The organism is Azospirillum sp. OGB3, assembly GCF_014192915.1.
Classification (GTDB): Bacteria; Pseudomonadota; Alphaproteobacteria; order Azospirillales; family Azospirillaceae; genus Azospirillum.
This window is the reverse complement of record NZ_JACHYN010000030.1, coordinates 19,880-31,388: the sequence shown is the minus strand read 5'-3', so window position 1 is coordinate 31,388 and position 11,509 is coordinate 19,880. Positions and strand designations below refer to the sequence as shown.

The 11,509-nt window shown below is 62.2% G+C and carries 9 protein-coding genes; 7 read left to right on the top strand and 2 right to left on the bottom strand.

Translation table 11 applies throughout. From position 1 onward, the window contains the following. Positions 1–388: 388 nt before the first annotated feature. Positions 389–2,122, top strand: coding sequence for a SulP family inorganic anion transporter (locus FHW79_RS30545; protein ID WP_183182397.1), 1,734 nt, complete (start codon positions 389–391; stop codon positions 2,120–2,122). Between the two features lie 58 nt (positions 2,123–2,180). Here FHW79_RS30545 and FHW79_RS30540 read toward each other — a convergent pair. Then, positions 2,181–3,319 (bottom strand): IS3 family transposase gene (locus FHW79_RS30540; RefSeq protein WP_183182396.1). Its coding sequence is split into 2 segments (ribosomal slippage): positions 2,181–3,064 and positions 3,064–3,319, totalling 1,140 coding nucleotides; the frame shifts between segments, so codons are not numbered across the junction. Between the two features lie 63 nt (positions 3,320–3,382). Next, positions 3,383–3,883 carry a transposase family protein gene (locus FHW79_RS30535; RefSeq protein ID WP_183182395.1) on the bottom strand — a complete coding sequence of 167 codons (501 nt, stop codon included), beginning with the start codon at positions 3,881–3,883 and terminating at the stop codon, positions 3,383–3,385. Positions 3,884–4,080: 197 nt separating this feature from the next. Between FHW79_RS30535 and FHW79_RS30530 the strand changes: the two genes are divergently transcribed. From FHW79_RS30530 to FHW79_RS30505, 6 genes are all read left to right on the top strand, one after another. After that, the gene (locus FHW79_RS30530) at positions 4,081–7,221 is read left to right on the top strand and encodes a winged helix-turn-helix domain-containing protein (RefSeq protein ID WP_211108555.1); all 3,141 of its coding nucleotides are present in this window, start codon (positions 4,081–4,083) and stop codon (positions 7,219–7,221) included. A 152-nt stretch (positions 7,222–7,373) separates the two neighbouring features. After that, the gene (locus FHW79_RS30525; RefSeq protein ID WP_247884690.1) at positions 7,374–8,369 is read left to right on the top strand and encodes a zinc-dependent alcohol dehydrogenase family protein; all 996 of its coding nucleotides are present in this window, start codon (positions 7,374–7,376) and stop codon (positions 8,367–8,369) included. A 37-nt stretch (positions 8,370–8,406) separates the two neighbouring features. Next, positions 8,407–8,706, top strand: a complete 300-nt coding sequence (locus FHW79_RS30520) for a tautomerase family protein (protein ID WP_149272682.1) — start codon at positions 8,407–8,409, stop codon at positions 8,704–8,706. Positions 8,707–8,963: 257 nt separating this feature from the next. Continuing rightward, on the top strand, positions 8,964–9,788 hold the full coding sequence (locus FHW79_RS30515) for an alpha/beta hydrolase (RefSeq protein ID WP_183182400.1): 825 nt from the start codon (positions 8,964–8,966) through the stop codon (positions 9,786–9,788). A gap of 92 nt (positions 9,789–9,880) precedes the next feature. Then, entirely contained in the window at positions 9,881–10,846 is a 966-nt protein-coding gene (locus FHW79_RS30510; RefSeq protein ID WP_183182394.1) for an MBL fold metallo-hydrolase, read from the top strand. Between the two features lie 110 nt (positions 10,847–10,956). Continuing rightward, positions 10,957–11,394 (top strand): DsrE family protein, encoded by a 438-nt coding sequence (locus FHW79_RS30505; protein ID WP_183182393.1) that lies wholly within the window; start codon positions 10,957–10,959, stop codon positions 11,392–11,394. The last annotated feature ends 115 nt before the right edge of the window (positions 11,395–11,509 follow it).

Sequence of the window (11,509 nt, the reverse complement as noted above, 5' to 3'; positions counted from 1 at the left end):
AGTCCAGACCGATCGTCACCACCTCTCCCATGGACGGCCCCTCTGAGCTGGTTTCTTCGACGACCTCAGCTTGCCACCGTTTCAAGAAGGTGGAACGGCCGTCCACCACATCAGCTCAGTTCCTCAGCATCAATCTGATCCTGTCAGCAACCGACCCCAGCAATCTTAGGCCACCACCTCCATAACGGTCGGGGCGACCGCACCTGTACAGCCAAAGGCTCATAATCCGCGGCGGGCTTACGGTCGTCTCCTCGGATCGGTGAAGAAAGGTGGCTAGGCTGGCGATGAAGCCTGGCCGCAGTCGGCTATACGGGGCGGATCATCCTCGCGTAAGCTGAGTGACTTTCCGTCTCCTTAGGCCACGGGGATACATGTAGGGGCTCAGCACATGTCGCACCAATTCGGCTGGATGCGTTGGTTGCCAGGGCTGCTGACGCTCCGTCACTATCAGCCAAGCTGGCTTGTGCATGACGTCGTCGCCGGACTCGTCCTGACAACGATGCTGGTGCCTGTCGGTATTGCGTATGCCGTTGCGTCGGGCGTGCCGGGCATCTACGGGCTCTATGCGACAATCGTGCCCCTGGTGGCTTATGCATTGTTCGGGCCCAGCCGCATCCTGGTCCTGGGGCCGGACTCCTCGCTCGCCGCAATCATCCTTGGCATCGTCCTTCCGCTGTCGGTCGGAGATCCGCAACGCGCTATTGCCCTGGCCAGCATGATGGCCGTTGTTTCGGGACTCCTGTGCATCCTGGCGGGGCTGGCCAAGCTGGGCTTCATAACCGAACTGCTGTCCAAGCCGATTCGCTATGGCTACATGAACGGGATCGCGTTGACCGTGCTGATCAGTCAATTGCCCAAGCTGTTCGGATTCTCCATCGAGAGCGATGGACCGCTGCGTAACTTGACGGCCATTGCCGAAGCGATCCTGAATGGGAAGACCAACTGGACTGCCTTCGCGATCGGCGGTGGCACGCTGGCGGTGATCCTGCTGCTTAAGAACTACAAACGCGTTCCCGGCATCCTGCTGGCCGTAGTTGGCGCCACCGTGGTCGCGGGTTTCCTGGACCTGGGCACGCGCGCTGGCATCTCGGTCCTGGGTCCGCTACCCCAGGGGCTGCCGGCGTTCACAATTCCCTGGATCGGCTTCGATGATATCGTGGTCGTCATGATCGGCGGTGCTGCCGTCGCCTTGGTGTCGTTCGCCGACACCAGCGTCCTGTCCCGCACCTATGCTGCGCGAACGCGCATGCCGGTCGATCCCAACCAGGAGATGATCGGGCTGGGCGCAGCCAATCTGGCGGCTGGGTTCTTTCAGGGCTTTCCGATCAGCAGCAGTTCGTCGCGCACGCCAGTGGCGGAGGCGGCAGGCGCCCGCACCCAGCTGACCGGTGTTGTTGGCGCGCTTACCGTCGCTCTGCTGCTGCTGGCGGCGCCAAATCTGCTCCAGCACTTACCGTCCGCTGCCCTCGCTGCAGTCGTCATTGCCTCGGCCATTGGCCTGATCGAGGTCAATGATCTGCTCCGCATCTACCGCATCCAGCGCTGGGAGTTTTGGCTGTCCATCGCGTGTTTCGTGGGCGTTGCCGTGTTCGGCGCCATCCCCGGCATCGGACTGGCGATCGTGATAGCCGTCATCGAGTTCCTGTGGGATGGCTGGCGTCCGTACTCTGCGGTGCTTGGGCGTGCCGAGGGAATCAACGGCTATCACGATATCACGCGCTATCCGGATGCCCGCCGGATCCCGGGGCTCGTTCTCTTCCGCTGGGATGCGCCGCTGTTCTTTGCCAATGCCGAACTGTTCAAGGAGCGTGCTCTGGGCGCGGTGAAGAATGCGCCGACGCCAACGCGCTGGCTCGCCGTCTCCGCGGAACCGGTCACCAGCGTGGACGTGACTGCCGCCGGCACGCTCGAAGAACTGCACAAGATTCTGAAGGAAATGGGTGTCGATCTGAAGTTCGCTGAACTCAAGGATCCTGTGAAGGACAAGCTGAAGAAATTTGGGCTCTTTGCGCAGATCGGAGAGGAGGCTTTCTTCCCGACGCTCGATGACGCGGTCGCCAACTACCTCAAGTGGCACTCCGTAGAGCGGGTGGATTGGGAAGACCGCAGCATAGAAAAGTGAGGTGCTCCCCGTTCCCCGGACAGATTTGCGGCTTTGCTAAGCTTGGTTCAGGTCCATGTCATGCCGCCAATCTGATCCCAACCGGGGCGCCCTGGTGGGCTTCGGCCGGGGTTCGGCCGCCGAGCGGGGAGTGCGGTCGGTCGGCGTTGTAATACTCAATCCACTGGCCGATTCCGGCCCGCGCCTCGCTGCCGAACTCGAAGGCATGCAGGTAGACGCATTCGTATTTCAGCGATCGCCAGAGCCGTTCGATGAACACGTTGTCCCTCCAGCGGCCCCGCCCGTCCATCGACACCCGAATGCCGGCCGCGGTCAAGAGGCCGGTGAAGCGCGGGCTGGTGAACTGGCTGCCCTGATCGGTGTTGAAGATCTCCGGGCGGCCGTGCCGCGCCATCGCCTCCTCCACCGCCTCCAGGCAGAACTCGACGTCCATGGTGTTCGACAGTCGCCACGCCAGCACCCGACGTGTCGCCCAGTCCATCACGGCGACCAAGTACAGGAAGCCACGGCGCATGGGAATGTACGTGATATCAGCGCACCACACCTGGTTCGGACGGTCGATGACCATGTCCCGCAGCAGGTACGGCCAGATTTTGTGCTCCGGATGAGGCACCGTCGTCTTTGGACGCTGGTAGACCGCCTGCAAGCCTATCCGCAGCATCAGACGGCGGCCCCGCCTGCGGTTGACCTCCTGCCCCTGGCGCCGGAGATGACGGGTCATCTGCCGGCTGCCGTACCAGGGCGTCTCCAAAAACTGCGCGTCGATCCGCCGCATCAGCTCCAGGTTCTCGGCCGGCTCGCCCTTCACCAGCTCGTAATAGCTGGAGTGGCTGAGCGACACCAGCGCGCACTGTCGCGTGATCGACAGGCGCGGATGCTCCGGCTCGAACATCTCCCGCCTCCGGCCGACGCTCATCGACCAGAGGCCTTGCGCAAAAAATCGCGTTCCACGACCAGTTGCCCGATCATGGCGTGCAGCTTTTCCACCTCACCCTGATGGCTGGCCTCAGCAGCCTCCGCCTTGCCGGAGAACACCCCGGCCATCCCCTCGACGGCCTGCTTCTTCCAGGCGTTGATCAGCGTCTGGTGCACCCCGTGCTTGGCCACGAGCTGCGACACCGTCAGCTCGCCCCGGATCGCCTCCAGCGCCACCTTCGCCTTGAACTCCGCCGAATACCGCTTCCGTTTCCCCGTCATCGGGTCCGTCCTTCCTGATGGGCGAACCAAGCTTATCCGACTGTCCAGGGAACGGGGACCACCTCAGACCAGGATGGTCCCGTAGCGATGGCCCTTGCGCCAAGCCCACTCGTCCACCCCCAGCACCCGAGGCGCCGGGGCGTCGATGCGCGGCGCCGTGGTGGCGAGCCGCAGGAGGGTGTCGGCGGAGACCGGCATGGCGAGGCGCTCGACGAGCCGCCCACCGGCTTCGCCGCCCAGGGCGAGGGCAATGTGGCGCTGAATGTCGACGAGGCGCTCGGAGCGGCGGGCGGAGGGTTGCACAATCCCGGGCAGGCGTTCGGCAAAGGTGCGCTTCAGGCAGCCGGCCTCTCGGCACAGGAACCGGCGTGCCTGGAGGCGAAGGATCACCGGCCGGCCTTGCCATGGCAGGTCGGCCAACCGGCGCTCATGCCGGCTGTGCACGCGGGACGAAGGCGTGTGGCAACGCGGGCACGGGACTGACCGGCGCTGAGGACGGACGAAGTTGGTGATGCGGTCCGGCTCCGGCAGAACATGCTCGACGCAGAGACCGTCGGGGATCACGGGGAGGAGGCGCTTGGTCACGGTGAACTGAAGTTGTTGCGATGTTCACTTCATGTGCTCATCCCTGGCGTCCGTTATCACCGGCATCACGCAAAGTGCGGGAGAACCAAATTTCATCCGGCCTTTACAAGGGGGCGGTGGCGACGCACCGCCCGGCGGGGGCCAGGCATCCGGCGACTGTTGCCGCAGGCGGTCGCATGGTGTTGCAAGCGATGTTCGGCTACCACCTGCGCACGCTAGTGGAGGCCTGCTTCAGACGCTACAAACACGTCATCGGGGTCTTCCAGGGTTCCGCACCAACGACCGCCAGCAGTCTGGGATTGATGGCGCCGTCCTGTTCCAGAACCGCATGCTCGACCTCGTCGGTCTCCAAGGTTTGGGTACGCCGCACTGTCGGCATCAGCTCTCGTGACCTCAGTGCAACAGCGTCATGGCGCATTCTTGCTAACCGGAGCGAGGTTCGCATCATGGTTGAGGCCCCAATCCGAACGGAGGCTGCTGCCGGACCTGTGATCACGTTCGGTGCTTTTCGCCTTCATCCAGACCGGCATCTCCTGTTCAAGGACAACAAGCCGGTCGCTCTGGGTTCGCGCGCACTCGACATTTTGATTGCCCTGGCCGATCGGGCCGGGGAGCTGGTTACGAAGGACGAGCTGGTCACGCGCGCGTGGCCGAACACCGTCGTCGAAGAGTCGAATCTCAGGGGGCAGATCGCTTTGCTTCGCAAGGCTCTTGGCGACTCCGGGGGAGCAGCCCATTTCATCGTGGCCGTTCCGGGTCGCGGATACCGCTTCGTGGCGCCGATCTCATCCTCTGTCGTCGCAGACGGAACCGAGGCGGCGAGCGCCCAGACCAATCTTCCACGGCTCCTGAGATCGCCAATCGGGCGGGAAGAGGCCATCAAGGCCGTGCGAGGCCGCTTTCAACGATACCGCCTTACAACCATCGTGGGACCCGGCGGTATTGGCAAGACCACACTCGGTGTCGCCGTCGCTGAACAACTTCTGCCCTCGTATAAGCACGGCGTGTGCTTTCTCGATCTGGCCCCGCTGGCGAACGACCAACTCGTTTCAGGCGTGCTGGCCGCCGCGCTCGGCCTAGCCGACAGTTCCAAAGACCCTCTTGCCGGCGTCATCGCGCATCTGCGTGAGCGGCGGATGCTGCTTGTTTTCGACAGCTGCGAGTTGGTTGTCGACGCGACGGCGCGGCTGGCGGAAGCGCTGCTCCGACAGACATCGGAGATCCATATTCTCGCGACGAGCCGGGAAGGCTTGCGGGCGGAGGGCGAGAGCGTCTATCGGCTGGCGCCCCTGGAGCTGCCTCGGATGTCGGCCGGATTGACCGCCGGGGAGGCCCTGACCTCTCCGGCGGTCCAACTCTTCGTTGATCACGCGATTTCCCGCGGCAGCGGATTTGAATTTGACGACGGTGAGGCGCCTCTCGTTGCCGATATCTGCCGCCAACTCGATGGCATCCCCTTGGCCATCGAACTGGCGGCGGGACGGGTTGGGGCCTTTGGCACGCGCGGCGTGGCAAAACTTCTGAACGATCGTTTCCGGCTGCTCGCCGGCGGCAGACGCACCGCTCTTCCCAGGCATCAAACCCTGGAGGCCACGATCGATTGGAGTTACGAAGCGCTGTCGGCCCCGGAGCAGACGCTTCTGCGCCGTCTGGGCGTGTTCGCGGGTGAGTTTACGCTGGAGGCCATTGTCGCCGTCATGACTGGGGACAGTGATCTCGACACCACTCTTCCTCTTCATCTGTCTAATCTGATCTCGAAGTCTCTTGTCGTTGTCGACGTTCACCAGAAGATCGCACAGTACCGACTGCTCGACACAACCCGCGCTTACGCGTTGGCCAAACTTTTGCTACGCGGCGAATTCAATGGCATCATACTGCGTCTGGCCAACCATCTGTGTCGTGTTCTCGAACACTCGCACGGCGAAATCGAATTGTTTCCCGCTGACGAGTGGCTGGCGCGGTACAGCCGCCATATCAACAACGTGCGCGTGGTGCTGGATTGGGCCTACTCAGCCAAGGGCGATCCTGCGGTCGGACTTGCCGTAACCGTAGCCGCCATCCCACTGTGGTATCAGCTCTCAGCGGTCGACGAATGTCTGAAATGCGTTAAGCGCGCGTTGCTGAGCATCGGCCCGGGACCAGAACGAGATGCGCAGGCCCGCCAGGTCATGCAGCTCTACAGAGCCCTCGGCCTGTCACAAGCTTTCAAGGTGGGGTTCGCGCTGCAAGCGCCGGCCGCATTCGCCAAAGCCCTGGAAATGGCCGAGGATCTCCACGATGTCGACGCTCAATCGGAAGCGCTCTGGGGTCTGTGGCTTTGCCGGGTCGGGATGGGTGAGTACCGGAACGCACTTGGCGTCGCCCAGCAATTCATGAAACTGGCGAACAATGGGCTCGACCGCTTCATTGGCGATCGCATGATGAGCATGACGCTCTTTTGCATGGGAGATTGCAAGGGCGCTCGCACCCACGCGGATCGCATGCTTGCTCACGATGTTTCCGCTCCGGAAGCCATCGCAACCAGTGCGGTTCGCTTCCGGTTTGGGCAATCAGTGACCGCCCGCGTTCAGCCTGCCCAACTCCTTTGGATACAGGGCTTCCCGGATCAAGCGGTCCAGGCCGCGAAGAATGCTGTCGACGCCGCCCGCGCATCGGGCCATGCGATTTCGCTGTGCGAGGCACTGGCGCGATGGGCTTGTCCTGTCTGGGTTCACGTTGGCGATATGGCGGCTGCGGACCTCGCAATCACAACCATGATCGACTTGGCGGCCACGAACGCGCTCGGACCTTGGGAAGTGTTTGGTCGCTGCTGGAAAGGCGCGCTTCTGATCAAGCAGGGTCATGGGAATCGAGGCATTCCACTTCTGCGCACGGCGCTGGACGATCTCCAAAAGGGAAGATTGTTCACGCTCTACAATGTCCGGTTCCTTGGGTATCTGGCCAAAGGTTTGGCGTCCACAGGACAGAGGGCGGAAGGATTCGCCCTTGTCGACGCCGCCATTCGGCAGAGCGAGGAAAAAGAAGAGCTTTGGTGCGTTGCGGAACTCTTGCGCGTGAAAGGTGAGATCCTGCTGCAAGACGGCACTGGTTCCGGCTTGGCCGAGCAGTGTTTTCTACAGTCCGTCAAATTCGCACGGCAGCAGGATGCGTTGTCGTGGGAACTTCGAGCGAGCATGAGCATGTCCCGTTTGCTGCGTGAACGTGGGGAGGTCGCGAAGGCGCACCGCTCTTTGCTGAAGGTATACCGCCGTTTCACTGAAGGCTTTGAGACGGCCGATCTGAGAGTTGCGAAGGCACTTCTCGCCGAATTTTCATAACAATCTGCTGAAATTTCGCTTCATCATCTCTTAACGTGACGCACGGGAATTCACGACGATTCACTGGATGCTCTTCGGCTTCTTCGGTCATCGTCTTTGCGTGCCGATCATTCGGCAACGAACGACAGAAGCGCGGCTGAGGGGGATCGAACATGACCACCGCTGTAATGGATGCGCTCGTCCTGCGTGGGCCCAACGCACCCTTCACTCGGGCCAGCATCGCTCGCCCACAGCCCCTGGCCGGCGAAGTCTTGGTTCGGATCAAGGCGAGCAGCGTCAACCCGCTGGATCTCAAGATCCGAAGCGGCAACGCGGCGCACGCGAAACATCCTTTTCCCGCCATTCTGGGAATGGACCTTGCCGGGACCATCGAGGCCGTCGGTGCCGGCGAGAGCCGGTTTGCCGTCGGAGATGACGTGTATGGATTGGCCGGAGGTGTGGGCGGCCATCAAGGCTCGCTGGCGCAGTTTGCTACGGTTGATGCCGATCTTCTCGCACCGAAGCCATCCAATCTCACCATGCGCGAGGCGGCCGCGCTCCCCCTTGTTTTCATCACGGCTTGGGAAGGTTTGGTCGACCGGGCCCAGGTCCAAGCCCGCCAAAAGGTGCTTGTTCTGGGGGCTGGTGGGGTCGGGGAGATGGCAATCCAGATCGCTTCGGCTTTTGGAGCCGAGGTCTTTGCGGTCGACAAAGCTGCGAAGGGGGACACCATCGAGCGTCTCGGCGCAACGGCAATCGACCGTGAGCAGACAACTCCTCAGGAGTATGTTGGCGATCACACCAGCGGCCAAGGTTTCGATATTGTCTATGACACGGTGGGCGGTGTCGCGCTTGATACCGCGTTCAACGTTGTCCGGCGTTTTGGCCATGTGGTGAGCTGCCTCGGATGGGGCACGCATTCACTTGCTCCCCTGTCGTTCCGCGCGGCGAGCTATTCGGGTGTCTTCACGCTGTTGCCGATGCTGACCGGCGAAGGCCGAGCCCATCACGGGGCGATCCTGCGAGAGGCCAAGCGGCTTGCCGAAGCCGGGAAGATCACCCCTCTCGTCGACCCCCGCCGCTTCAGTTTCGAGACTGTCGCGGAAGCGTACGGCGAAATCGAAAAGCGCACCGCCAACGGCAAGATCGTTATCGACGTCGCCGAATAGAGCAGCACCCTCACTCCTTCAAGAAAGGGAAAATGTCATGCCATTCGTCAACGTGAAACTGGTCGACGGCGTGTTCACGCCGGAAGAGAAGCACGCCATGGCCAAGGCTTTGACCGATGTCATGGTGAAGTTCGAGGGCTCGGAGGCCTTTCGCGAGGTGGTATGGGTCCTCATCGAGGAACTTCATACCGACGGCTGGCATATCGGCGGCAGGCCGTTCGAGGGGCCGAAGTCGCTGATGACGACGCTTTCGAAATCCAAAGACGTCGTCGAAATGATCGACGGCACGCCCACAACGCGGAAAGAGTGGGCGGCGGCGGCTCCAGTCTTGGGCTGACCACCTCGCACTCTCCGGCAGGGCGGCCAAAGCGCGCGGTCTGACTTAAGCCCGGCGGCTGCCGGTGGAACCGTGTCCGCCCGACGGAGGGAAGAGACATGAATGCGAAAGAAGCGATTTCAACACCCGGCGCGACCAGACGGGACGTGTTGATCGGCACGGCCGCCGTCCTCGTCACGACGCGGCCCCTGGAGTCCTTGGCCACCACGGCGTCGCCAAATTCAACCAGCGCAACCAGTGCAGATGGGAATGAGACCATGAGCAGCATCAAGACGAAAGACGGCGCCCAGATTTTCTACAAGGACTGGGGCGCCGGGCAGCCGATCGTGTTCCACCATGGGTGGCCGCTGAGCAGCGACGACTGGGACAACCAGATGCTGTACTTCATCGGAAAAGGTTTCCGGGTCATCGCCCATGACCGCAGGGGCCACGGCCGCTCCAGCCAGACCTCGGGCGGCAACGACATGGACACGTACGCGGCCGACGTCGCCGCACTCGCCGACGCGCTCGACCTCCGCGACGCGATCCACATCGGCCATTCCACGGGCGGCGGAGAGGTTACCAGATATGTCGCCCGGCATGGCAAAGGCCGGGTCGCCAAAGCGGTCCTCATCTCCGCCATTCCGCCCGTGATGGTCAAGTCCGCAACGAATCCCGGAGGACTTCCCATCGACGTCTTCGACGGCTACCGCGCGGCTCTGGCAGCCAACCGGGCGCAGCTCTACCTCGACATCGCGAGCGGCCCGTTCTACGGCTTCAACCGCCCCGGCGCGGTCATCTCCGAAGGCACGGTCCGCAATTGGTGGCGTCAGGGCATGATGGGCGGAGCGAACGCGCACTATGAGTGCATCAAGGTCTTCTCGGAGACCGATTTTACCGATGACCTGCGGGTCATCGACGTTCCGGTCTTGGTGATGCATGGCAGCGACGACCAGGTGGTGCCCATCGCGGACTCCGCCGAACTCTCTGTCAAGCTGCTCAAGAACGGGACGCTCAAGGTCTACGACGGTTATCCGCACGGGATGTTCACCACCCACGCTGACGTGATCAACGCCGACCTTCTGGCTTTCATCCGATCGTGACGGCCCGGGCAGGCCGAGATGCCTGCCCTCAACCTTTCAAATCAGCTTCGACAGCTGTCGGCTCACCGCTGCCGGCTGCGGAAAGGTATGTCATGACGTCCGAACACATGCTCTCCCGCCGTGGATTTTGCCTTTGCTGCATGGGCGCAGCGAGTTTCGCCGCCACAGGAGGCTGGATGAGCCCACGCGCGGCCTATGCCGAGGCACGCGGCCTGGTGAGCCTCATCAAGGACAGCGCCGCCAAGTCCGTGATCGCCACCCACAAACTGAGAAACGACATCACCATCCTCGAAGGCTCCGGCGGCAACGTCGCGGTCCTGGCCGGCAAGGACGGCCTCGTCATGATCGACGCGGGCATCGGCGTCTCCCGCCCCCAGATGACGCAGGCGCTCTCCGCGCTGTCATCCGAACCAGTGACCCATCTCATCAACACCCACTGGCATTTCGATCACGCGGACGGCAACGCCTGGATCGGCGAGGGTGGAGCCAAGATCATCGCGCATGAGAACACCCGAAAATACCTGTCGCAGGTGCAGCGGGTGGAGGACTGGGATTACAATTTCGTTCCGCTGGAGCACAGCGGCGTGCCGACGCAGGTCTTTTCCAAAGAGCATTCGCTCAAGCTGAACGGGCAGTCGCTCGCCATGAAACACTACGGTCCGGCGCATACCGACGGCGACATCTCGGTGATGTTCGGCGAGGCAGACGTTCTCCATGTCGGCGACACCTACTGGAACGGGATCTATCCGTTCATCGATTATTCGACGGGCGGCAGCATCGACGGGATGATCGCCGCCTCGGATGCCAACTTGGCCGCGTCGACCAGCAAGACGATTATCATTCCGGGCCACGGAAATCCGGTGAGCAACCGCGCTGAACTGCAGGAATTCCGCGACATGCTCGTCACCATCCGCGAGAACGTCGCCGCGCTGAAGCGCCAGGGACACTCGCGGGACGAAGCGGTCGCGGCCAAGCCGACGGCATCCTTTGATGCCAAGTGGGGCAATTTCGTCATCGACCCGGGCTTCTTTACCCGGCTTGTCTACGCGGGCGTCTAACAGGAACCACCGGCCATCCACCAATCCCATACTGGCGCGTTCCTCGCACGGGCCTCCCGCGCCTCCAGAACCCGGGTCCGCCGATAATCCAACGGATTAAGGAGACGGCAATGTCAGAAACAAAAAGCGCTCTGTTCATCGATATTCCGGTCGAACTGAAGGAAGTGAGGTCAGTCCACAGCATCGGGGGCCTTGAGTTCGAAGGCGACCTGCCGGCGGCGCTGTTCCATCTTCAGTTGATCACCATGGATATCACAAACTGGAAAGCGGCGTCGGATGTGATCGTTGTCTTCCACACAAACGCGGGCCACGTCACGTTGAACGACGCAGCCTACAATGCGTCGCGCAACATCGCCACTGGCAACCCATACAAAAAGCTGGTGGCCGACCTGATTGACGTCGGCGTCAAGGTCGAACTCTGCGGCGCGACCGCGAAAGTGAACGGCTGGGGCAATGCTGATCTTCTTCCCCGCATAAAGATCAATCTCGATGCCATGGCTCGGACGATCCAGCTCGTGCAGCAGGGCTTCGTCAAGATCACGGAATAACCATCGATTTCGTGATCCCGTTACGACATCAGCGTCCAACGAGGCTGCCATGCTCCAATCGTCATTCGGATTCCATTCGACCGCTTCTGAAGTTCTGAGAGGCATCGATCTCCGG